Genomic DNA, 22,026 nt, shown 5'->3' with positions numbered 1-22,026 from the left:
CTATAGTATAACATATGTGTAACTTTTGTCAACTATTGATTCCAGATAATTTTTGATTATGATTATCATTTGACAATGGTTAACAAATACAGTATACTAAAGAAGCGGAAAAAGAACCCGGCGGAAAGTCACGGAGCCTTGGAATTTTCATACGGAACTTTCATTTTCTGCACTTGACACTGTATCGGAAAAGGGAGATTGCTATGGATAAAACGGAGAAAGAACAGGTGGTTTTCACCCTTTTGGGTATCTTTCCCAATTATACCCAGTATTTTAATCATTTTATGGAGATCCGGCAGTATGATCTGACCAAGACCCAGTTTAAAATCATTCTCAGCCTGGGCTGCTGCCCCGGCATGACCATGGGCGAGCTGGCGGACAAGATCTGTATTTCCAGGGAGCTGGCTTCCCGTGCGGTGGGCCCGCTGGTGGACCGGAATTTGATCGTCCGCAGTACCAACTGCCGGAACCGGCGTCAGATCAATATGAATCTAACCCTCCATGGAGAGCAATATCTTTCTGAAATCAAAAGGGGATACGCCGACATTATGCTCTCCTCCCTGGATTGTCTATCCGAGGAAGAATTGGAAAACTTTCTGCACTGTTTAAATTATATGGAGGAGATCCTAAATAAGATCACCGCAAAATAATCTCCCGAAATTAATAAAAGTTTTACACTTTCCTGGGACAAATCGTGTATAATGGGAAACAGTTGTTTTCTCTTTGAATCGTTTGGATATGGAAAGGAAAATTTGGAAATGAAAAATGCTAAAAAATGGACCGGCGTGATACTGGCGGCATCCATGATCGCTTCTTTAATGGCAGGCTGCGGTAACGCAGATTCCTCCACGGAGTCTACCGGGGAAACCTCGGCCGCGGAGACGACCGCCGCGGAGACCGGCAGCTCGGAATCCAGCAGCGCAGCAGAAAGCACAGCCGCCTCCGGGGAGACGACGGCTGCCTTTCAATACAGCGAAGGACTCGCGGATAATGGCTTTTTTGACAACTTGAAAGCACTGGACTATGTGACGCTTCCTACCTACCAGGGAATCGAAATCCCCGCCGACGTCCATACCATCACAGATGAAAAGCTCCAGGAAACCCTGGATTCGGTATTGGGCAACTTTGCAGAGACTTCCCAGATCACGGACCGCGAAGTGGCAGACGGCGATTCAGTCAATATTGACTATGTAGGCAGCGTCGACGGCGTGGAATTTGAAGGCGGCACCACGAATGGAGCCGGTACCACGGTGATCATCGGAACCACCAAGTATATCGATGATTTTCTGGAGCAGCTGATCGGCCATAAGCCCGGCGAGACCGTGCAGGTCGAGGTCACGTTCCCGGAAGACTATGGAAAAGAAGAATTAAACGGCAAGGATGCCGTCTTCGTCACCAAGATCAATTACATTGAAGGGGAAGATGTCCTGCCCGAATTCAACGACGCCTTTGTGGTAGAGAATTTCCAGACAGATTACGGCTGGAACAACGCGGAGGAGATGAAAGAAGGAATCCGTTCTGATCTGCAGGAATCCGCAGAAACGGAATTTCTCTGGGACTATATGACGAAGAACGCAAAGATCTCGGAACTCCCGGAAACTGTTTTGGATTATGAGAAAAAAGTGATGGTCCAGCAGTACACCAGCAGCGCCGCCAACTATGGTTTGGACCTTGCAACCTTCATCAATATGCAGTACGGAGTGAGCACGGTGGAGGAGCTTTATGAGAAGCTGGCCGATGAACTAAAAGCGGCCGCGGAAAAGCGGCTGATTATCCAGGCACTGGCCGAGGATGCCTCCCTTTCCGTCGAAGCCGAGGATCTTACGAAGTATTTCTCCGAGAACATGGGATCCGAGGACTACAGCCTCTATGAAGAATACTATGGAGCCGGCTATCTGAAAATGGTTGTGCTGTACGATCAGGCGACAAGTTACCTGAGAGAAAACGCCGCCCGGTTATAATGGAAAGCTTTCGCATTGATTCCGAATATAAAAAAGATGAGACCTTTGTTTCGAAGGTCTCATCTTTTTTATACTCAGGAGAGTTGTCCGGTCAGATGGTTACCACGATTCCACCGTCATTGGCATAGGTGGTGCTGACGCCCGCGGCGTCCACCACGTAAACCTTTTTAAAGGGGAGACGGCTGCACAGCATTTCTTTTACCTCGGCGGCCCGTTCCGGACAGTTGACATGGGTAATACCCAGGATTTTTTCTTCGGAATTCCGACAGTTTTCCACCACAATATCCACCATTTTTTTCAAAGCGCGCTGAATGCCGCGGCTCTGATCCAGCTTGATGATCACGCCGTTTTTAGCGGACATCACCGGCTTAATGTGAAGCGCGGTGGCAAGGATCGCGGCCAGGCCGGTCAGACGGCCGTTTTTGCGCAGGGTATCCAGATCCTCCAGAACAAAATAGGTTTTCATCTCGTCCCGAAATGCCTCGGCCCGCTCCACGATCTCCTCAAAAGGAAGACCGGCTTCCGCCAGTTCTTGTATTTTAAAACCAATCACGGTTTCACCGCAGCAGGCGGATTCCGAGTCAACCACATGGATCTTTTTCTTGCCCGGATACTCTTCTTCGTACATCTTTTTGCCCAGCACCGCGCTGTTATAGGTGCCGCTGAGCTGCTGGGAAAGGGTAATGACAAACACCATTTCCGCATCATTTTCATCGTAAGCCCGAAAAAACGCTTCCGGGGAAGGACAGGCGGTCTTCGCGCAATCCGGACTCTCCTTCACCAGACGGATAAATTCCTTTTGCTGAAAGGTATCGTCATCGATGAAACTTTTTCCTCCGACTTGAAGCGTCAGGGGGACGGAGCGGAAATGCCCCTCTTCTTTTAATTCCTTGGTCAAATCACTGCAACTGTCTACTACAATTTTATACTTCACGATAACCCTCCTGGAAAACATACGGTTTTAATTACTACATATAATAGCATATATTTCCACTTTTGAAAAGAGGGTTTTTGATTCAATAAAGAGTATTGTACCGGATTATCTTTTTATTGATACCGCTGTCTTTCCCGCCTTCTTTGTTCTCTCCTTCTTCTCCTCTTCCGGCGCACCGAAATATTGACGATCAGAAGAACAACGACAACCAATACCAAGGCGCTCAACAGGCACAACGCCGTGATTTGCCAAGCGCTCCAGCCGTCAAAAAATCCCCCTCCATCCGCCTTTTCCGGAACCGGCGCCGTGGCCGGGACCGGAGCCGATGTGGCTTCCTCCGGAGGCTCGGTGATCTCCAGCTTAGCCGTCACCGGAACGGAAGCGATCTTCTGCCCCTGGTAAGAATACACTAATTGGCCGTCACAGCTGCCGCCCTCTCTCGGCGCTCCCATGGATAAGGCGGAATCCACTGCCGACAAATTCACCTCATTCGGGAGCAGCAGAAAACCATCGCTTCCAACCGTTAGGCTTTCCAAATTGCCAAGGGTTTTCGAAGCTTCGGTCTGGAGGGCGGACAAATCCGCCTGGGAGGCGGCGTCATAGACGGTGAAATGATCAAAGCCATAGTCCAGCAGCTTTTTCGTGTCCTCAAAGGACTCTGCCCGGCTTGGCGCCTTCAAAGTGACGCAAACCAGTTCCCGGTCTCCCCGCGCGCCGTAGGTGACCAAGGTGTTCTGAGCTTTTTGGATATAGCCGGTTTTACCCGCCACCACGTCCTCATCATAAAATTCTGAGCCAGGCACCAGCATCTGGTGGCGCATATCCACCGTAAAACCTTGGGGACACGGGGTCGTGGCCGCAGCCGTGTAGCGAGGGGTAGAATCAATGGACAGGAAGGTCTCGTTCTGCACCGCAGCCCAATAAATCCGGGCCATATCCTCCGCCGTCGTATAGTGTTCTTCATGGAAAAGCCCGTGAGGGTTGGCAAAGTGAGAGTGGGTGGCCCCCAGTTCTTTTGCCTTTTGGTTCATGGCGCCGGCAAAAGCCTCCACCGAGCCCGACATGTGTTCCGCCAGGGCATAGGCGGTTTCATTGGATGATTTCAGCATCAGCACATACAGGCAATCTTTCACAGACAGCTGATCCCCCTCTGCCATAAGGCCGCAGATTCCGTCTGAATCCAAATCCGTCACGGAATTATGGGAGAAGGTCACCATTTCATCTAAGCCGCAGTTTTCCACAATCAGCAGCGCAGTCAGAACCTTTGTGATACTGGCTGGATACAAAGTCTCCTCCGCATTTTTTTCATACAGGATTGCTCCTGACTGCAAATCAATCAGGCACGCCGCCTCTGAACTGATTTCCGGCCCCGCCGGCCATTCGCTGGTGCTTCGGTAGTCCACCGTAACCCGGTCGGCGCGGCCGCCGGCCGCCCAGACATCCGGCGCGGTTCCAAACACCAGCAAGATTGCCAGAAAGATTCCGTATACTTTCCAAATTCGTCTTTTCATGCTTTCCTCTTGTATTAACTATTTTTTATTACGCTCCTCCGTCGCTCCATAAAAAAGGACGGGAAGTCCGAACTACGCGTTGCTCCATAAAAAACGGCGGGAAGTCCGAACTCCATATGGCAGTTCATTCCAAAGGCTATTATAGCGGAGGACAGCGGTAAGAGCAATCCCTATTCCAGATAATTTATATCAATTGTTTCTGCTTCTCCCGCATTTTCCCCTTTTCATCCTTCTCCGGAAGGCCCGATTTTATCCCCATGGACGAAAAGAAGCAAGTAACGAGAACAGAATCACAGAACCCTGGCTTGCTGCATATCCTGATAGAAAACAGAATGAGGAGTTTTTCCGTGGCAGAAACCATTATTATTGATGCCGGCCATGGCGGCCGGGATCCGGGCGCCGTTTTCCAGGGCAGGAGGGAGGCCGATGATACGCTTCGGCTGGCCCTGGCGCTCGGCGAAATGTTAAAAAAAGCGGGATACAATGTCGTTTATACCCGCACCACCGATGTCTACAATACCCCTTACGAAAAAGCTGTGATTGCCAATAATTCCGGCGGGGATCTGTTCGTGTCCATCCACCGGAACTCCGTTGAAGAACCCAATACCTCCACCGGCGTGGAAACGCTGGTCTACAAAGATACGGGGCTTCCCGGAGAGTTGGGCAGAAACATCAACGCACAGTTGGCCAAACTCGGATTCGCCAACCGCGGCGTCATTGAGCGGCCTGGGCTGGTTGTGCTGCGCCGGACCGAGATGCCGGCGGTTCTGGTCGAGGCCGGCTTTATCAATAACGACCAGGACAATGCTCTCTTTGATGAGAAACTGAATGAAATCGCCGGCGCCATCGCCGACGGTATCACGGAAACCCTGAACGGAAACGCCCCGCCGAGCGATATTTTCTACCGCGTACAGGCCGGCGCCTTCGCCAGCCGCAGCAATGCGGACCGTCTGCGGGATAAGCTGATCGCGGAAGGTTTTCCGGCCTTCACAGTGCTGCGGGACGGCCTTTATAAGGTGCAGGTCGGCGCTTTCCGGAATCTGGAGAATGCCATCCGCATGGAACAGGTTCTGCGGGGAAAAGGCTACAGTACCTTTATTTCCAGCACCTGATCCAAAAAGTTCCGTATGCGCCCACCACAAAAAACCAGGGGGAGACTCCGCTCTCGGCAGCGGCGGCCTCCCCCTGGGGCATTTTTCTGCTTGAATCAAGGCTTCGTTCCGTTATGGATGCACTGACAAATGCAAAGGAAGATGCCGCGTCAGGAAAACACCTCCGGTAAATGCTCCTCCTGCACATCTTCCCAAAGATCCGCGGCAGCCGTCTCTTCCAGAACCGGCTGCACCGGGCGGACCTCCCCTCCAGCAATCCAATAATTCCGGTCGCACCAGGCCAAAACCTGGGAATCATGAGAAGTCAGAATACAGGTTTTTTCCTGCCAAACCTGATACAGGTTGGCAAGAACCGACTCCTCCGTCTCTGCGTCCATGGCGGCCGTCGGCTCGTCCAGCACGCAGATCGGGGCGTCTTTTAATACTGCTCTGGCAATCGCCAATTGCTGCGCCTGACCGGCGGACAGGCACAGTCCCTGGCCGCCCAGCATGGTGTTCAGCCCTTCCGGCTGGCGGCGCACAAAGGAGTCCAGGCACACGATTCCCAGGGCCTGCCACATCTCCTCCTCCTTGGCATCCGGTTTCCCTAGCCGAAGGTTCGCCGCTATGGTTCCGGGGAACAGAGAGCTCTCCTGGGGCACCCAGGCGAAAAATTCCCGTGAGGCAGCCGACACCAGGCACGTCAATCCCTGGCGGTGAATCAGATCCACCTCCCCGGCATCCGGAAAGACCTGTCCCAACAAAAGGCGCACCGCCGTTGTTTTTCCTGCCCCGGAAAAACCGCCGATTCCCACCCATTCTTCCGGCAGCGCCTCCAACGTGACCTGTTCCAGAACCGGCTTTCCTTTCCGGTAGCCGAAGTCCACCTGATGAAACCGGACGGCAAAGCCTTCCTTCTGCCGCATTTCCAATAATTCCACCCATTCCTCATCCAGGCGGCCTTCTTCCGGCAGTTCCAGCATCTCAGCCAGCCGTCCGGCGGAAACCATACTTTCCGCTTTCCTCCCCAGCATGCCTTTTAAAGGGACCAGATTCCCAATCAAAAATCCAATCAAAAGCAAATACACCACGGAGTTTTCTGCCTGAGAACCGCCGCGCAGCCATTCCCCGGCCCGTGCCAGAAATGCAGCCGACGTCACCAGCCCCAGGATCAAAAGCCCTCCTTCGATGCCGTCCCGGTATTGCTTTGCCCGCTTCCGGTAACGTTTCTGCCTTCTCATCAACTCCGACTGCTGCCGTTCAAACATTCCGCCCGCCTGGTAAGTCTGAATCACGGACAGCTTGTCCACGGAATCCCGGTAAAATGCAGTGGCCTGGCTCTCCATCTCTTTCCATTTTGCCGCCGCTTTATAGTTTTTCCGATACAAAATCCAAAACAGCAAAGCGGAGATCAAAATTTCCACGCTTAAAACCCCTGCTGCCAGTTGATCGTAAAACAACAGCAGAACCGGCATCCCGCAGATCCCGGCCGCCGCTTTCCCGATCTTGCGGCGCATTTCCGTGACCGCCATCGCCGTAATCCCGGCATCCCGCTGAATCCGCTGTTCCGCGTCTCCCTGACGGATCCGGTTCACTGTTTTCCAGTCTCCCTCCAAGATTTGACGGTAGGCTGCATTTTGCAGCTCGTCCTCCACCTGGGAGCACATCGCCTCGCCTGCCATCTCGGAAATTTTTCCAAGAATCAGGCTGACCAGAGCAAAACCGGCCGCCCAAAAAAGCGTCTGCCAAGCGGCCCGGCTTTCGGACTGCTCCAAGAACGCGGCCGCCTTTCCGCCAAACAAAATACCAAGCAGCATCAGAACCTGTGCCGTCAGATCCAAGCCCCGAAGCATCCACTGCGTTCTCCGGTACTTGGAATTCACCACCAATTTTCCCTCTTTCACACTTCGTACCTCCTGATTTTATCTACGGCAATACCGTTTTATCAGGCGTGTATTTTTGGGAAAACAAAACAGCAACAAAAAAGAATGCAAAAAAACCGCGTCCTTTGCTTTCCGCAAAACACTTTTGTAGCTTAGGGATCTTGTCCCTCGCTTGGTATTTTTTGCATTCTTTTCCGTATATTCTAAGTATCTATAACAGAGGGGCAATCAGGCGAAGGGCCTTGCCCGCCAGCTTTTTCGCGAATGGATATTCCTTGCAGTCCGCCAAAGTAATCCGCCTGCAATTTTTCAATGTGGCCTGGAAGTCTGCTTCCACATCAGCCACCACCGGATTGTCGTAGACAAAAACCCCGCACTCAAAATGCAGATACAGACTCCGGAAATCCAGATTAATCGTCCCCACCGTACATCGGTCGTCATCGGCCACGAAAGATTTTGCATGGACGAATCCAGGCATATATTCGTAAATTTTCACTCCCGCCCGAATCAATCCCGGAAAGTGGGTTCTAGCCACCAGATAGGCATATTGCTTGTCTGGGATATGGGGAAGAATCAACTTGACATCCACCCCTCTCTTTGCAGCGTACCGCAGCGAGGTGTCCGTCTCATCATCCAAAATCAAATACGGCGTACAAATATGCAGATAGTGTCTGGCATGCTGGATAATGTCGAGATAAATCAGCTCTCCGACCCGTTCATTGTCCAGAGGGCTGTCACCATAGGGAATCACATAGCCTTTCGGCGGCCTGGGGAAATTCAGTTCCGTCCGCAGATACCGGGTGTAGGATTCCGGGGCCAGTCCGCTGATATTCCACATTTGCAGGAACATCATGGTAAAGCTTTTGACCGCATCGCCCTTCACCATAACCGCCGTATCCTTCCAGTGGCCGAACCGGACTTTCTTGTTGATGTATTCGTCCGCCAGGTTGACGCCTCCAGTGAACGCCGTGTGACCGTCGATCACAAGGATCTTTCTGTGATCCCGGTTGTTTTGTGAGGAGGAAAGGATCGGCCGAACCGGGGCAAACATTTTGCACTGGATGCCGCAGGCCACCATCTCCTTCGGATAATCGTAAGGCAAGCGGACCAAGGAATTCATTCCGTCGTACATGAAACGAATCTCCACGCCTTGCTTTGCCTTTCTTTTCAAGATCTCCAGCACGCTGTCCCACATCAAGCCTTCTTCGACGATAAAGTATTCCAGAAAAATAAATTTGCGGGCCGTCTCCAGCTGCCGCTTCATCTCCTCAAATTTATCTTCTCCCAAAGGGAAATAAGTCACTTCCGTGTTCCGGTAAGCCGGATAGCCTCCGTAGAGATCGATATACCGGGCCAGATTGGCCACTTCATCGCTCTCATTGCGCAGCGACCGTGCCACTTCGGAATCCTGTTTCAGATACGGAGCCGTCTCCTGAATCATCCCGCGCAGTTTTTTATTGATGACGCGGGAACCGATTTGACTCTTTAAAAACACATAGAATAGAGTTCCCATCACCGGCACGGCAAGCACCGGGATCAACCAGGCAATTTTAAAGGAAGAACTGATATCCCGGTTAATGATGTGAACCACCAGTACAACGCTTAAAACCGTCACCGCCGTATAAATGAAGACGGTATAATCGGACAGCCAGCTGAAAAGGACGAACAGGCTCCCCGCCTGCAAAAGCAGGAGGAGGAGCACCACTACCGTTCGTCCGAATACAACGCGGTGCAAGCCGCGTTTGCCGGCTTGTATCTTATTATCAATCACTAGGTTTCTTCTCCCTTATGGGCGCGGCCACCTTATTTGCAACTGTGAATGGTAACCCTTATTTTACTTCCACGCTCCATCCGGCAGGGCCTTCGATCTCGCCCAACTGAATGCCGGTAATCGTATCATAGAGTTTCTGGCTGACCGGTCCGATGTTGCCGTCGCCAATCTTCATCACTTCATCGCCGAAGCGCAGCTCGTTGACCGGGGAAATCACCGCTGCGGTGCCGCTGCCGAATACCTCTTCGAGAGCTCCGGTCCGGGCCGCTTCCTCCAGCTCATCCACAGAGATCTTGCGCTCCTCCGCCGGCATGCCCCAAAGCTTGCACAGAGACAAAACCGAGTCTCTGGTGACGCCGGGCAGAATGCTGCCGTTCAGCATCGGGGTGACCACGGTTCCGTTGATCTTGAAGAAAATATTCATCGCGCCGACTTCCTCAATGTACTTTCTCTCCACGCCGTCCAGCCACAGTACCTGGGAATATCCCTCGTCGTGGGCCTTCACCTGGGATTTCAGGCTGGCGCAGTAGTTGCCGCCGGTCTTCGCATAGCCGATTCCGCCGCGGACTGCGCGGACATACTCATCCTCAATCCAGATCTTGACCGGATCCAGACCTTCCGGATAGTAAGGGCCGGAGGGAGACAGGATGATGATAAACTGATAGGTATGGGAAGGACGGACTCCCAGGAACGGATCCGTTGCAATGACAAACGGGCGGACGTACAGAGAAGTTCCGGGTCTGGTCGGAATCCAGTCTGCGTCAATTTTGACAATGGCTTTCAGCCCATCCATGAAATCGTCCGGATTGATTCTCGGAATGCAGAGACGGTCGTTGCTGTTGTTGGCGCGCTCGATATTTTTGTCCGGGCGGAACAGCAGGACTTTTCCCTCTTTGGAGCGGTATGCTTTCAGCCCCTCGAACATTTCCTGTCCATAATGAAATACCATCGCTGCCGGGCTCAGGTGCAGATCCTGAAAAGGAACAATCCTGGCGTCATGCCAGCCCTTTCCCTCCTCATAGTCCATCACAAACATATGATCCGTAAAGATCGTACCAAAGGTCAGCGGATCATCCTCGGCCGGTTTCATCTTCGGATTCGTCGTTTTTTCCACTCTGATATCTAACATATCCTTATCCTCCATGCCCTTCTGGCGGGCGATTAGTATTTGCTATTTATTATGCTTCCAAACTCGTCCTCTGTCAAGTGTCTTTTCCCCTCAGAAGCCGCTAATTTTCGTGTTTTTTTGATTGTTTCCGATCAAAAATGCCCATTATCTTTATGCTTTTCATATGGCTAAATATTCATATATTATATATTGATTTTTTTGACAAAATCCCCTGCTCTCTGGTATACTGGAGAAGCAAAAGATTTTACCCAATCAAAAAATAAACCCGCCCGATTTTGGGCAGTGAGGAGGAAATATGAGCTACGCAGACCAGCTTTTCATAGAAAATTGCCGGGATATATTGGATCACGGCGTTTGGGATACGGATTATGAGGTGCGCCCCCGCTGGGAGGACGGCGCGCCGGCTCACACCATTAAAAAGTTCGGGATGGTGAACCGCTATGATCTTTCCAAAGAATTCCCGATGATGACGCTGCGCCGGACCGCCTGGAAGTCCGCCCTGGACGAGCTTTTGTGGATTTGGCAGAAAAAGTCAAATGATATCCACCAGCTGGGCAGCCACATCTGGGATTCCTGGGCCGATGAGAACGGCTCCATCGGAAAAGCCTACGGCTATCAGCTGGGGGTGAAACACCAATATAAAGAAGGAATGTTCGATCAGGTGGACCGGGTCCTCTATGATCTGAAGCACAACCCGACCAGCCGGCGGATTCTGACCAATATCTACAATCATCACGACCTTCATGAGATGGGATTATACCCCTGCGCCTACAGCATGACCTTCAACGTAAGCGGCCGCAAGCTGAACGCGATCCTGAACCAGCGCTCCCAGGACATGCTGACCGCCAACAACTGGAATGTCTGCCAGTACGCTTTCCTGACCATGATGATGGCGCAGGTCAGCGGCCTCACGCCGGGCGAACTGGTTCATGTGGTGGCGGATGCCCATATTTACGACCGTCATATCCCTATGGTGGAGGAGATGCTTGAAAAAGAGCCGTTTTCAGCGCCCAAAGTGGAATTAAATCCTGATATCTCCGATTTTTACCAATTTACCGTTTCCGATATCACGGTCACGGATTACCAGTTCCATCCGTTCACCGGCAAGATTCCGGTGGCGATTTGAAAGGAGTGCTCCCATGAACTGCATTGTCGTTGTCGCCGCCAACCAGGCGATCGGAAAAGAAAACAAACTGCTCTTCTCTCTCCCGGAGGACATGAAGCATTTCCGCAGCCATACGTTGGGAAAAACCGTCGTCATGGGGCGAAAAACCCTAGAATCCTTTCCGGGCGCGAAGCCTCTGCCCAAGCGGACCAATATTGTCTTAACCAGGGATCCTTCCTATAATAAAGAAGGAGTCGTAATCTGTCACAGCAGGGAAGAAGTCCTGGACGCGGTCAAGGACCTTCCGGAGGACGATGTGCTCATCATCGGCGGGGCGGAGATCTACCGCCTGTTTCTGCCGGACTGCCGGAAAGCATTCCTCACGGAAGTCTCTGTTCCGGTTCCGGACGCGGACAGCTTTTTCCCGGAGCTGTCGGAGCAAACCGGCTGGAAGCTGGTTTCCCGTTCAGATGAGCTGAAAGAAGGACCTTTCACCTACACATTTTGCACGTATGAGAAGATCTAAAACTCGTTTTCGGGGCAGAATTTCACTTTGCGAAATTCTGCCCCTTCCCGTCAAATATTAAGCTTCGTCAGTCAGCAGCTCCAACACTTCTCCGATTCCTTCGCTGAAGGTGGGGTGAGCAAAGATTGCCTCTGACATCTGCCCGACGGTCAGACCATTTACAATGGCCTCGGTAAAAACGGCAATCAGATCCGTGGCACGTTCGCACATGAGCTGCGCGCCGAGAATCTTTCCGGTTTCCTTCTCGGCCACCACCTTGATGAACCCCCGCTCTCCGCCGGAAAGAAGAGTTTTCCCATTGGCGGACATGGGATATTTTGCCGTTCGGACCGCAACATTACCGGCCTTTGCCTCGTCGGCAGTCATGCCCACGGAAGCGATCTCCGGACTGGTATAGACACAGGAAGGAACAGCCGCCATATTTTTTTTCGGAGCCTTCCCCAGCATATGGCAGACCGCGTTGACCGCCTCAGCAGCGGCCACATGGGCCAATTGAATGCCGCCGGTCACATCTCCCGCCGCATAAATCCCCGGAATACTGGTCTGTCCGTACTGATCGACGAGAAGAATGCCTCGTTCCCCAGCAGGTTCTGCGCCTCTCGCAAAAAGTCCGGCCGTATTGGCGCGGCGGCCGGCGGCCACCAGAATCCGGTCTGCGCTCAGGTCAATCTCTGCCTCTTTCTCACCGATCCGGCAGATCAGTTCGCCCTGGGCTCCCTCCCGGACCGCCAGGACCCGTGCCCCGGTATGGATTTCCACGCCTCGCTTTTTCAGGGAAACCTTTAGGCTCTGGGAGAACTCTCGATCCATATTGGCAAGAATCCTCTCTAGCATTTCCACAATCACGACCTCGGTCCCCAGCTGCCGGTACAAAGAAGCGAACTCCAGGCCGATCACTCCTCCGCCGATAATCAGAAGACGGTCGATTTTTTCCCTGTTTTCGAGGAGCGCATCGCTGTTCATCACCCCAGGCAGATCCATGCCGGGGACCGGAGGAACCGCCGGGGACGATCCGGTACAAATCAAGATATGCTCCGCCGTCAGAAGTTCTTCTCCCACTTTCACCGTATGGGCGTCCTCGATCACCCCCGTGCCCTGGAACACCGAGACCCGCGCTTTCTTCATGCGCAGGGCGATTCCGCCGCGCAGGTTTTCCAGCACTTCCCTTTTTCGGCTCTGGACCTTTTCCAGGGAAACGGCCGCTTCCTTTACCGTGATTCCCATGGCTTCACTTTCCGCAAGCTCCTGATAGAGGGAGGTGCTGTGGAGGATCGTTTTGGTGGGAATGCAGCCGCGGTTTAAACAGGTGCCGCCCAGCTCCCGGTTCTCCACCAGCGCCGTCTTTCTGCCGTTTTTGGCAGCGAAAAAAGCAGCTTCATAACCTGCCGGCCCGCCTCCGATAATCACTAAATAATATTGCTCCGCCATCCTTTTCTCCTTTTCACCGACGCTTGTACAGTCAAATCGTTTCTTCCAGGAATCTACGGATATCCTCCCGGACACTTTGGGGCAGTTCTTCCGCAGCCGAAACCAAGGCTTTTCGCTGATGAATCTTGCCTTCCAGCGCCTGTTTCAGGAGGGCCGCCCATTCCGGGTCCATGGCGTCCGAATAGACCCGCGCCTGTTCCACCCGGCCGCTTTTCACTGCCAGCTGAATCTGTACCTCTCCCCAGGGGAAGCGTCTGCTGACTTCCCTCTCAAAGGGAATGGTTTCGCCGTACTTCCATTTCCTTGAGGAAAATCGATTTTCCCCGTCTTTTAAATCCGCCTCATTCAAGCGGCTCCGGTCAAATGTCTCGGCCGGAAGACCGTACACATTGGAAAAAGACTGAAGCAGACACTCTCGAAGATCCGCGATGATCTGCTCCGTATTTCTTCTCTCCGGCAGCAAATCTGCCAGATTCACCACGCGGGAGCGGACGGAGGCCACCCCTTTGGCTTTCAGCTTGCCCGGCGATACGTTCAGATACCGGGACATTTTATCCCGGTCGGTATTCACCAGCAGCGTTCCGTGATGATAGCAAAATTCTCCCGTCTGATAAAAAGCATTTCCGGAAAACTTCCGCCCGCCGATGGCCACATCGTTCCGCCCGGTTTTCTCCGCCAAAAGTCCCAGCCGTTTCACCGCCTGGAGAATCACTTCCAACTGGCGTTCCACCTGATAGTTCTCCCGTCTCGCCAGAAAAGTAAAATTCAGATTTCCCAGGTCGTGGTAGACGGCGCCCCCGCCGGAAAGCCGTCTTGCCAGAAAGCCTCCGTCCCCTTCCAGAGCGCTGACAAGACACTCCCGAAAGCAATTCTGATTTCTTCCGACCACCACCGTATTCTGGTTCTGCCAGAGATAGAGGATACATTCCTCCGGCCCGCAGGCAAAGAGAAGCTGCTCTTCCAGCGCCAGATTGCGGTAAGGGTTGGTCTCATCCGTCTGAATCCATGACAATTGTCTCCACATGGCGCTGCCCCTTCCCTGACCTGTTTTTACCAAAACAACTCTTTTATCCGAAGCCGTCTTCCTGGCCCAGCTTTCGGGGAGTTCACGGCGGTCAAGCTTCGGTAAACTCGTAACGGATCACCGGTTTTCTCGCCGCCTGAACCTCATCCGGCCGCCTGATAGGGGCTTTTACCGGACTCTGGTGCAGCTTCTCCCCTTCCTCCTTGGCCCTCCGGTAGACTTCCCGGAAAATAGCGATCACCGTATCAAGGGTTTCCCTGGATTCCGTCTCCGTCGGCTCCACCATCAGGGCCTCATGGACAATCAGAGGGAAATACATGGTCGGCGGATGAATCCCGTAATCCAGCAGCGTCTTTGCTACATCCAGGGCAGAAACGCCGGTCTCGTGCTTCAATTTTCCCAGATCCATCACAAACTCGTGCATGCAGGTGCCCGGATAGGCCATCTCGTAAAGGTCTTCCAGCTTGCGCATCATATAATTGGCGTTCAGCACCGCATTGCAGGCCGCCTCGGCCACGCCTTCCTTTCCCAGCATCAATATGTAGGTCAGGGATTTTACCACGACGGCAAAATTTCCGTAAAAGGCTTTCACGTCGCCGACGGATGTCTCCATACGGCTCATCCGATAGCCGTCTTCGGCTTGTTTCACCCTAGGTCCCGGCAGGAAAGGAATCAGGAAATCTTTGCAGCCGCATGGGCCGCTTCCAGGGCCGCCGCCGCCGTGGGGAGCGGCAAAGGTCTTATGCAGGTTCAGATGGATCACGTCAAATCCCATATCTCCGGGCCGTGCCACCCCCATCACCGCGTTCAAATTCGCCCCGTCATAGTAGCAGAGGCCGCCGGATTCATGGACGATCTTCGTAATCTCAAGAATATTCCGGTCAAACAGCCCCACCGTATTGGGATTGGTCAGCATCAGCCCAGCGGTGTCCTCACCAGCCGCCTGTTTCAGCGCTTTAAGGTCAACCCCGCCGTCCGGAGCCGAAGGAATATTCACAATCGTAAAGCCCACCATGGAAGCGCTGGCCGGATTGGTTCCATGGGCGGAGTCCGGCACCAAAATTTTGGTCCGCTTCAGATCCCCGCGGCTTTTGTGATAAGCCTTGATCAGCAGAAGTCCGGTAAATTCGCCGTGGGCTCCGGCCGCCGGCTGAAAGGACATTCCATCCATGCCGGTCACTTCGCAAAACAGCTCTTCTGCTTTTGCCAGCGCCGCCAGAGAACCCTGAACCGTGTGGACCGGCTGCAGCGGATGGATTTCGGTAAATCCGGAAAGAGCCGCCGTTTCCTCATCCACTTTTGGGTTGTATTTCATGGTACAGGATCCAAGGGGATAAAACCCGTCGTTTACCCCGTAGGTCTGTTTCGCAAGCTCTGTGTAATGTCTGCTCACGTCGGTTTCCGAGACCTGAGGCAGATGAAGTTCCCGTTCCCGGCGGTCCCCCTCCGGCAAAACAACCGGCACATCGCACTCCGGAAGGATTGAGCATCCGCGGCCTCTTTTACTCCGCTCAAAAATCAGTTTCATTTCCCACACGCCTCCTTTACCAGAGAAACCAGCTCATCCATTTCCTTCCGGGTATTTCTCTCGGTCACACACCACAGAATCTTCGATTCACCCAAAGGCAGTCCACCCAGATAGCCTTCCCTTTCCAGCCGTTCCAGAATAATCTGAGCCGGCGCCGGCGTCCCGGTGACAAATTCGTGAAAATATGGCTTTTCAAACGCAAGGGGCAGACCGGCTCCGGCCAATGCTTCCTGGAGATAATGCGCCTTGGAGGTGCACTGCTCCGCCGCCTGGATCAGGCCGTCCGGCCCCATCACACTCAGATAGACCCCGGCCGTCAGCGCGCAAAGCGCCTGGTTGGAGCAGACATTGCTGCTGGCCTTCTCTCTGCGGATATGCTGTTCTCTTGCCTGGAGCGTCAGCACAAAGGCGCGGTTTCCCGCCGCATCCACGGTTTGCCCGACGATCCGGCCCGGAAGCTTTCTCATCATTGCCGCGGTCGCTGTCATGATACCCAGGTATGGACCTCCGAAGTTTAAGGAAAGTCCCAGCGGCTGACCTTCGCCCACAGCGATATCCGCCCCGTATCCGGCGGGTGTTTTTAAAATCGCAGCGGCAATCGGGTTGAACCCCATCAGGAATTTTGCCCCGCACCCATGAGTCAGCTCTCCCAGTGCCTCATAATCTTCCAGGATGCCGTAAAAATTGGGCTGCTGCACGTAAAAGCAGGCTGTTTCTGCATTCAGTAAATTTTTCAGCGCTTCCGGATCAGTCTCTCCGTCTTTTTCCGGAACGAGGATCAGCTGATTTCCGCTGCCGAAACAGTAGGTTTGGATCACCCGGATCACTTCCGGATTGGTGGTGGCGCTGACCAATATATTCCGGCGTTTTCGGTCAATGCACATGGCCGCGGCCTCCGCAGCTGCCGTGGCCCCGTCATAGACGGAAGCGTTGGCGGCATCCATGCCGGTCAGCTCGCACATCATGGTCTGGTACTCGAAGATGGACTGCAGCAGTCCCTGGCTGATCTCCGCCTGATAGGGCGTGTAGGAGGTTATAAACTCCTCCTTTCCCGTAATCCGCTTCACCGCAGCGGGAATATAATGGCGGTAGGCCCCCGCTCCCCGGAAGACATGAGGGAACACCTGATTTTTCCCGGCCAGGGAAGAAAGATAGTCAAAGGCTTCCATCTCCGACAATCCCTCCGGCAGTTTCAGGCCGTCCTTCACCCGGACCGCCTCCGGAACATCCGCAAACAGCTCCTCAAAGCTTTGAAAACCGATGGATTTCAGCATTTCCTGCTGTTCCTCCGGCGTGGATACCACAAAGCGTCCCATCTGCTCAGCCCTCTGCTTCCTCTGCGGCGAACGCCTCATAGGCTTCCGCAGTCAGATATTCTTCCTCCTCGGTGATCTCTCCCACTTTGATGAACCAGGCTTCATAAGGCGCCTCGTTGATCCGCTGGGGATTTTCCAGAAGATCTTCGTTGATCTCTTTCACCACGCCGGTGACCGGAGAAATCACATCGGACACGGCCTTTACGGATTCCACGTCGCCGAAAGCCTCCCCAAGGGTCACGCTGTCGCCTGCTTCCGGCAGGTTCACAAAGACCAAATCTCCCAGCGCATCCTGGGCATAGTCGCTGATGCCGATCACGGCGGTATCGCCCTCCATCCGGATCCATTCATGGGACTTCACATACTTTAACTCTGCGGGATACTGCATCTTTTTTCCTCCTCAAACATTTCATTTATAAGGGACTGTTCTATTTGGCCGCCTTTTTGTAAAACGGAAGTTTTACCACCTCAGCCGCCACCCTCCGGCCGCGGACATCGGCCTCCAGCACACGTCCTAAAGTGGCAAATTCCGCTTCCACAAGGCCCATGGCAATCGGGTACCCCAGATAAGGCGCATGGGTTCCGGAAGTGGTATAGCCGATGATGCGGCCGTCTGCGTACAGGCCGCAGTGTTCCCGGATAATGCCGCGGCCGGTCACTTTCAAGCCGACGCGCTTCCTGGGCGGGGTTCCCATCTCCTTCAGCGCAGCCTTGCCGATGAAGTCTTCCTTCTCCATTTTTACGAACGGGAAAAGTCCTGCCTCCCGCGGGTTTACGCGATCGTCCATCTCATGGCCGTACAAAGGCATTCCCGCCTCCAGACGCAGGGTGTCTCTGGCTCCCAGTCCGCAGGGAATCAACCCTTCCGGCTTTCCCTCGGCCAACAGCAGATCCCAGAGGGCAGCCCCTTGCTTCTCATCGCAGTAAAGCTCAAAGCCGTCCTCGCCGGTGTAGCCGGTCCGGGATATGATGCAGGGGATCTCTCCCACCCGGCCGTCAAATACGGCACTGTAGGAAGCGGTAGGGATCCTGCTCCCGTCCGTCAGACGCCGGAGAATCTGCTCTGCCAGCGGCCCCTGAAGGGCGATCTGTACATAATTGTCCGAAAGGTCTGATAAACACACGTCCCCTCGCCGGTGCGCCTTCATCCAGGCAAAGTCTTTTTCTTTATTGGCGGCGTTTACCACGATAAAATAGTGATCTTCCTTTTCTTTGTAAACGATCAGGTCATCCACCACGCCGCCCTGTTCGTTGCACATGGGGCTATAGCGGGCCTGGCCGTCGTACATGCCGGAAAAATCGTTGGTCAGCAGCCAGTTCAGATAAGCCAGCGCATCCTTCCCCGTACAGATGATTTCTCCCATATGCGACACATCAAACATGCCGCATCCTTCCCGGACCGCCTTATGCTCTGCAATCACACCGGCGGAATACTGCACGGGCAGCAGATAGCCGGCGAAAGGGACGATCTTCCCTCCGGCAGCCACATGCTTTTCATACAGCGGCGTTTTTTTCTCCATAAACCTTCCTCCTCTTCCTTTCCTCCTCTTGAGTGAAAACATTTCCTTTAAATGAAAACATTCTCCTCTAATGAAAAATCCTCCGAACCATTTTTTGCACACAAAAACGGACAGAAGCAAAACGGAAACCTTTTTCTCGTTCCGTTTTGTCTCTGTCCGTTTACCTGAAAGATTTATCCTGTGCCAGGACTTACTTCGTCGGTGATATTGCGCTCTCCAGAGTTTCGTCAGAATCCGATCTTTTTGCCTGAGAGTTTTGCCCCTTCGGCGCCACAGATGTGATCTCTCTCGGATTCATCATTCGATTCTTCATCTTGTTACTTATCTTAGACTATTTTATTCTATTTGTCTATGTTTTTTAGCAACAATTCCAGAAAAAAAATCTGTTTCTCTTTTACTATAGGGATTATCAAACACAATCCGGTTAACAATTCCCTCTCGAAAACATACCTCTTCCTTCATCACCCGCAATAGATCCTTCGCCTGCTCCACACAGTACCGAATGTCCTCCTCGGTATGGGCCAGCGCATCTTTATGGTTAATGAACTAATCTACCAGAGAAACCAGAGCGTCGCTGGAAACGTCCGCTTACTCGTTTTCCCACGTCACTCTTTTTCCTGATTTTCTCTGCCCACTTGACATTTCAAGGTCTCTGCGGCAAAATTACTTTACGGTTGAAGGAAGGCAATCCGAAAAACAGGCAAAAAAGAAGTAAGAAAGGAGAAAAAGAATGCAGATACAAAAAACGAAAAAGGACGATGTTGACATTGCCGTTATAAACAGTGATGTCCCCATCATTTTTGATGTCCCGTCCTCTCTGGATCTCATCATGACGGTGATCTACGATACAGGATGTACCCGTCTTGCCATCAATAAAGAAGCATTTACAGAGAATTTTTTTATTTTAAGCACTGGATTAGCGGGAGAAATTCTTCAAAAGTTCATCAATTATGGGATTAAAGCCGCCATCTATGGGGATTTTTCGAAGTATACGAGCAAACCACTCAAAGACTTTATGTATGAGAGCAACCACGGTAAAGATCTGTTCTTTCAAGACGATTACAGCAAGGCTGTGGAAGAATTAAGCGCGGCCAAATGACAAATTTTAACTAGATCTCGCAAGCTGCGGGCCGGCTACAGGTTTTGCGCCGGCCCTGTTTTTGTCATCCCCGGCGCAATGGCATTGAGCCGGATCTTGCGATCGATAAATTCCGGCGCGTGGACCTTTGACATCACATACACATGCTGGCATTTTTTTGCGAATACATAACCGCCGCCCGTGCACTCCGGATGGCACTGATACCAGGAAATTGCTTCCCCATGATCCATCCTGATTCGTATTTCTTATTGAGTGTATCACTCCAAATCATTTTCTGTAAACCCGACATATTGTACGCCGCTTTTCACATTTAATCCCTACACTTTGGATGATCTCTAATAATTTCATTTTCTATTTTTTAATTATATGATTTGTCATTTCTATCTGCATGTTTGTATGTTTATCGCATGAAAAATAAACACTTGCAAAAAAAATCACTTATGATATTATGACTTACAAGCATAACATAGTAAAAAGCACAGAATAAAGCCATTCAGAGGGAAGGGGAGGATGCTGCATGAAACTGAACAGTGACATTATTTTTGATTCTCTCAGTCAATCGGTTGCACTGGAGCGCTATGGAAGCCAAAAACAAGCGCTGGAATTGAAACGGCCGCTGCTCTATACCGGAGCAAAAAAAGAATTCCAACCAAACCAGCTTTATGTCACGCTTCCCGGCCAGCTCCCGGCCGACCCAGTCTTTCCGGGCAGAGGAACCACCATCGTCTGCGTCGGAGGTCGGCCTCCCGCCATCTACCTGACAGGGACATGCGTCTGCATGCTGGTTAGGGATACCACCGACATTTTCACCGTATTCAACCAGATTCAGGAAACCTACGACCGCTTTGACACCTGGGAATCCGAGATGAACCGGATTCTCGAAACCACCGCAGATATCAAAGAACTTCTGGAAGCCAGCTTTCCGATCCTGGAAAATCCCATGGTAGTAATCGGGCAGGATTACCACTACCTCGGCTACAGCAGCATCATCGACCTGCGCGACGACCTGTCCATGTTTCGCCCGGACCGGGACGGCAAAATCAAGCCGGATATTCTCGCAGCCAGTATCTACGGCGGCGACACCAATATGTCCATGACCAATCCGTTCTGCATCCTGACGGATGGAAGGGCTCATTTCAGCATCAACCTGTTTGAGCAGGGGACCTATGCCGGCAACCTGAAAATTGCTTTCGTGCTGCGTCCTTTCCGGGAAAGCGACAACATCCTCTCCCAATATCTGGCGAAGATGTTGGAAAAAGCCATCCCGAAACTGAAAGATCTCTCCTACAGCGGCGCGGAAACCCTGCGCGGAATCTTTCTGGACTTGCTGCGCGGCATGCCGCTGTCGACCTCCAGACGCCAATATCTTGCCGTGGGAAATGCAGCCGGCGTCTATCTGTGCCTGAAACTGGTCCGCGGGGAGCGTTCCCGGCGGAAGGTTCCTGTCGCTTATTTCTGCGATCACATTGAAAGCACCTTTCCCGGCAGCGTTGCCTTTGAGTACAATTCCTCCATCGTGGCATTCCTCAATATCCAGGCAGTCAAGCTGTCCGCGCCGCAGCTGGATCAGCGCATCATCGGCCTTTTGCAGGAGATGAATCTGAAAGCCGGAATCAGCAATTCCTTCTCCGACCTTTACTCGGTTCACTTTTACTACCGGCAAGCCTGCATTGCCTTTGAGCTGGGTTCCCCCCAATCCCCGGAACAATGTAAATTTTCTTTCGGAGACTTTGCGCTGAACTATATGCTTTATAGCTGTACCGGAGAATTTCCGGTGGATAAGCTTTATCCAGACGGCTTTCGCAGGCTGATGGAGTATGATTCCGCAGCGCAGGTAAATTACCTGGAAACGCTGCGGGTGTATCTAAACAACAATATGAACATTGCAAAAAGCGCCAAGGATCTGTTTATCCACCGAACCACATTTTTGGAACGGCTGGGCCGGATTGAAAGTCTTCTGGGAATGGATTTAAAAGATCCCAGCCAGCGGCTCTGTCTGAATATCATCTTAAAATTCAGCGAATTGCGGGGAAATGAACTGCCCCGCCGCCTGCCGAAACCACCTGAGCCGGAACCGGAGGCCCCGCGGGATCCGATGCCGCAGATGGAATATCAGGAGTTGGAAACGCTTTTATAAATTTTAACGGTTCCCTGCATGTGTGAAGATACATGCAGGGGTTTTTTTGTTGATTTCCAGGAC

At 52.5% G+C, this 22,026-nt stretch carries 20 protein-coding genes and 1 riboswitch; of the genes, 7 read left to right on the top strand and 13 right to left on the bottom strand.

Annotation, left to right across the window (positions count from 1 at the left end):
• The first annotated feature begins 203 nt into the window (after window positions 1–203).
• Together MUB23_RS12950 and MUB23_RS12945 are read left to right on the top strand one after the other, a co-directional pair.
• Window positions 204–650, top strand: a complete 447-nt coding sequence (locus MUB23_RS12950) for a MarR family winged helix-turn-helix transcriptional regulator (protein WP_244801010.1) — start codon at window positions 204–206, stop codon at window positions 648–650.
• 108 nt (window positions 651–758) lie between these two features.
• On the top strand, window positions 759–1,961 hold the full coding sequence (locus MUB23_RS12945; protein WP_244801009.1) for an FKBP-type peptidyl-prolyl cis-trans isomerase: 1,203 nt from the start codon (window positions 759–761) through the stop codon (window positions 1,959–1,961).
• Window positions 1,962–2,052: 91 nt separating this feature from the next.
• On the opposite strand, the gene MUB23_RS12940 is transcribed toward MUB23_RS12945, so the two are convergent.
• Window positions 2,053–2,895: a DegV family protein gene (locus MUB23_RS12940; RefSeq protein WP_244801008.1), complete on the bottom strand. Its 843-nt coding sequence runs from the start codon at window positions 2,893–2,895 to the stop codon at window positions 2,053–2,055.
• 113 nt (window positions 2,896–3,008) lie between these two features.
• Window positions 3,009–4,406 carry a D-alanyl-D-alanine carboxypeptidase family protein gene (locus MUB23_RS12935; RefSeq protein WP_244801007.1) on the bottom strand — a complete coding sequence of 466 codons (1,398 nt, stop codon included), beginning with the start codon at window positions 4,404–4,406 and terminating at the stop codon, window positions 3,009–3,011.
• 332 nt (window positions 4,407–4,738) lie between these two features.
• Here MUB23_RS12935 and MUB23_RS12930 point away from each other — a divergent pair, with 332 nt between their 5' ends.
• Complete coding sequence (locus MUB23_RS12930; protein ID WP_244801006.1) at window positions 4,739–5,518, top strand: N-acetylmuramoyl-L-alanine amidase; 780 nt, start codon at window positions 4,739–4,741, stop codon at window positions 5,516–5,518.
• Between the two features lie 149 nt (window positions 5,519–5,667).
• Here the strand turns inward: MUB23_RS12930 and MUB23_RS19855 are convergent, their stop codons facing one another.
• From MUB23_RS19855 to MUB23_RS12915, 3 genes are all read right to left on the bottom strand, one after another.
• Window positions 5,668–7,401, bottom strand: a complete 1,734-nt coding sequence (locus MUB23_RS19855; RefSeq protein WP_244801005.1) for an ABC transporter ATP-binding protein — start codon at window positions 7,399–7,401, stop codon at window positions 5,668–5,670.
• Window positions 7,402–7,591: 190 nt separating this feature from the next.
• Window positions 7,592–9,151 carry a cardiolipin synthase gene (gene cls, locus MUB23_RS12920; protein WP_244801004.1) on the bottom strand — a complete coding sequence of 520 codons (1,560 nt, stop codon included), beginning with the start codon at window positions 9,149–9,151 and terminating at the stop codon, window positions 7,592–7,594.
• 58 nt (window positions 9,152–9,209) lie between these two features.
• Window positions 9,210–10,280, bottom strand: coding sequence for a branched-chain amino acid aminotransferase (locus MUB23_RS12915; RefSeq protein ID WP_244801003.1), 1,071 nt, complete (start codon window positions 10,278–10,280; stop codon window positions 9,210–9,212).
• 295 nt (window positions 10,281–10,575) lie between these two features.
• Between MUB23_RS12915 and thyA the strand changes: the two genes are divergently transcribed.
• Window positions 10,576–11,406, top strand: a complete 831-nt coding sequence (gene thyA, locus MUB23_RS12910; RefSeq protein WP_244801002.1) for a thymidylate synthase — start codon at window positions 10,576–10,578, stop codon at window positions 11,404–11,406.
• Between the two features lie 13 nt (window positions 11,407–11,419).
• On the top strand, window positions 11,420–11,911 hold the full coding sequence (locus MUB23_RS12905; RefSeq protein WP_244801001.1) for a dihydrofolate reductase: 492 nt from the start codon (window positions 11,420–11,422) through the stop codon (window positions 11,909–11,911).
• 57 nt (window positions 11,912–11,968) lie between these two features.
• On the opposite strand, the gene lpdA is transcribed toward MUB23_RS12905, so the two are convergent.
• The 7 genes from lpdA to MUB23_RS12870 all read right to left on the bottom strand — a co-directional run bounded on the left by lpdA (window position 11,969) and on the right by MUB23_RS12870 (window position 19,219).
• Complete coding sequence (gene lpdA / locus MUB23_RS12900) at window positions 11,969–13,339, bottom strand: dihydrolipoyl dehydrogenase (RefSeq protein WP_244801000.1); 1,371 nt, start codon at window positions 13,337–13,339, stop codon at window positions 11,969–11,971.
• A gap of 31 nt (window positions 13,340–13,370) precedes the next feature.
• The gene (locus MUB23_RS12895) at window positions 13,371–14,363 is read right to left on the bottom strand and encodes a lipoate--protein ligase (protein WP_244800999.1); all 993 of its coding nucleotides are present in this window, start codon (window positions 14,361–14,363) and stop codon (window positions 13,371–13,373) included.
• A gap of 91 nt (window positions 14,364–14,454) precedes the next feature.
• Window positions 14,455–15,891 carry an aminomethyl-transferring glycine dehydrogenase subunit GcvPB gene (gene gcvPB / locus MUB23_RS12890; RefSeq protein WP_244800998.1) on the bottom strand — a complete coding sequence of 479 codons (1,437 nt, stop codon included), beginning with the start codon at window positions 15,889–15,891 and terminating at the stop codon, window positions 14,455–14,457.
• A complete protein-coding gene (gene gcvPA / locus MUB23_RS12885) occupies window positions 15,888–17,207 on the bottom strand; it encodes an aminomethyl-transferring glycine dehydrogenase subunit GcvPA (RefSeq protein WP_244800997.1) in 1,320 nt (439 codons plus the stop codon). Before gcvPA ends, gcvPB begins: the two co-directional genes overlap by 4 nt.
• A 4-nt stretch (window positions 17,208–17,211) precedes the next feature.
• Window positions 17,212–17,595: a glycine cleavage system protein GcvH gene (gene gcvH, locus MUB23_RS12880; RefSeq protein ID WP_244800996.1), complete on the bottom strand. Its 384-nt coding sequence runs from the start codon at window positions 17,593–17,595 to the stop codon at window positions 17,212–17,214.
• A 40-nt stretch (window positions 17,596–17,635) separates the two neighbouring features.
• A complete protein-coding gene (gene gcvT, locus MUB23_RS12875; RefSeq protein ID WP_244800995.1) occupies window positions 17,636–18,727 on the bottom strand; it encodes a glycine cleavage system aminomethyltransferase GcvT in 1,092 nt (363 codons plus the stop codon).
• A 225-nt stretch (window positions 18,728–18,952) separates the two neighbouring features.
• Window positions 18,953–19,028: riboswitch (glycine riboswitch) on the bottom strand.
• 35 nt (window positions 19,029–19,063) lie between these two features.
• On the bottom strand, window positions 19,064–19,219 hold the full coding sequence (locus MUB23_RS12870; RefSeq protein ID WP_244800994.1) for a hypothetical protein: 156 nt from the start codon (window positions 19,217–19,219) through the stop codon (window positions 19,064–19,066).
• Window positions 19,220–19,457: 238 nt separating this feature from the next.
• Between MUB23_RS12870 and MUB23_RS12865 the strand changes: the two genes are divergently transcribed.
• Window positions 19,458–19,826 (top strand): DUF4180 domain-containing protein, encoded by a 369-nt coding sequence (locus MUB23_RS12865; protein ID WP_244800993.1) that lies wholly within the window; start codon window positions 19,458–19,460, stop codon window positions 19,824–19,826.
• 35 nt (window positions 19,827–19,861) lie between these two features.
• Here the strand turns inward: MUB23_RS12865 and MUB23_RS12860 are convergent, their stop codons facing one another.
• On the bottom strand, window positions 19,862–20,056 hold the full coding sequence (locus tag MUB23_RS12860) for a hypothetical protein (RefSeq protein WP_244800992.1): 195 nt from the start codon (window positions 20,054–20,056) through the stop codon (window positions 19,862–19,864).
• A 287-nt stretch (window positions 20,057–20,343) separates the two neighbouring features.
• On the opposite strand from MUB23_RS12860, the gene MUB23_RS12855 reads away from it, so the two are divergent.
• Window positions 20,344–21,963 carry a PucR family transcriptional regulator gene (locus MUB23_RS12855; protein ID WP_244800991.1) on the top strand — a complete coding sequence of 540 codons (1,620 nt, stop codon included), beginning with the start codon at window positions 20,344–20,346 and terminating at the stop codon, window positions 21,961–21,963.
• Window positions 21,964–22,026 lie beyond the last annotated feature (63 nt).

The sequence above is a fragment of the Cuneatibacter sp. NSJ-177 genome (assembly GCF_022867805.1).
GTDB lineage: Bacteria > Bacillota > Clostridia > Lachnospirales > Lachnospiraceae > Pseudolachnospira.
The sequence above is the reverse complement of the archived record's forward strand: the minus strand, read 5'-3'. Positions and strand labels throughout refer to the sequence as shown.

Excerpts from the sequence above, each read along its gene's own strand:
- gcvT (WP_244800995.1), bottom strand. The coding sequence starts at position 18,727 with ATGGAGAAAAAAACGCCGCTGTATGAAAAGCATGTGGCTGCCGGAGGG.
- MUB23_RS12930 (WP_244801006.1), top strand. The coding sequence starts at position 4,739 with ATGAGGAGTTTTTCCGTGGCAGAAACCATTATTATTGATGCCGGCCAT.
- MUB23_RS12855 (WP_244800991.1), top strand. The coding sequence starts at position 20,344 with ATGAAACTGAACAGTGACATTATTTTTGATTCTCTCAGTCAATCGGTT.
- MUB23_RS12865 (WP_244800993.1), top strand. The coding sequence starts at position 19,458 with ATGCAGATACAAAAAACGAAAAAGGACGATGTTGACATTGCCGTTATA.
- MUB23_RS12895 (WP_244800999.1), bottom strand. The coding sequence starts at position 14,363 with ATGTGGAGACAATTGTCATGGATTCAGACGGATGAGACCAACCCTTAC.
- MUB23_RS12950 (WP_244801010.1), top strand. The coding sequence starts at position 204 with ATGGATAAAACGGAGAAAGAACAGGTGGTTTTCACCCTTTTGGGTATC.
- MUB23_RS12935 (WP_244801007.1), bottom strand. The coding sequence starts at position 4,406 with ATGAAAAGACGAATTTGGAAAGTATACGGAATCTTTCTGGCAATCTTG.
- MUB23_RS12905 (WP_244801001.1), top strand. The coding sequence starts at position 11,420 with ATGAACTGCATTGTCGTTGTCGCCGCCAACCAGGCGATCGGAAAAGAA.
- thyA (WP_244801002.1), top strand. The coding sequence starts at position 10,576 with ATGAGCTACGCAGACCAGCTTTTCATAGAAAATTGCCGGGATATATTG.
- MUB23_RS12860 (WP_244800992.1), bottom strand. The coding sequence starts at position 20,056 with ATGGATCATGGGGAAGCAATTTCCTGGTATCAGTGCCATCCGGAGTGC.
- MUB23_RS12915 (WP_244801003.1), bottom strand. The coding sequence starts at position 10,280 with ATGTTAGATATCAGAGTGGAAAAAACGACGAATCCGAAGATGAAACCG.
- MUB23_RS12945 (WP_244801009.1), top strand. The coding sequence starts at position 759 with ATGAAAAATGCTAAAAAATGGACCGGCGTGATACTGGCGGCATCCATG.
- gcvPA (WP_244800997.1), bottom strand. The coding sequence starts at position 17,207 with ATGGGACGCTTTGTGGTATCCACGCCGGAGGAACAGCAGGAAATGCTG.
- gcvH (WP_244800996.1), bottom strand. The coding sequence starts at position 17,595 with ATGCAGTATCCCGCAGAGTTAAAGTATGTGAAGTCCCATGAATGGATC.
- gcvPB (WP_244800998.1), bottom strand. The coding sequence starts at position 15,891 with ATGAAACTGATTTTTGAGCGGAGTAAAAGAGGCCGCGGATGCTCAATC.
- lpdA (WP_244801000.1), bottom strand. The coding sequence starts at position 13,339 with ATGGCGGAGCAATATTATTTAGTGATTATCGGAGGCGGGCCGGCAGGT.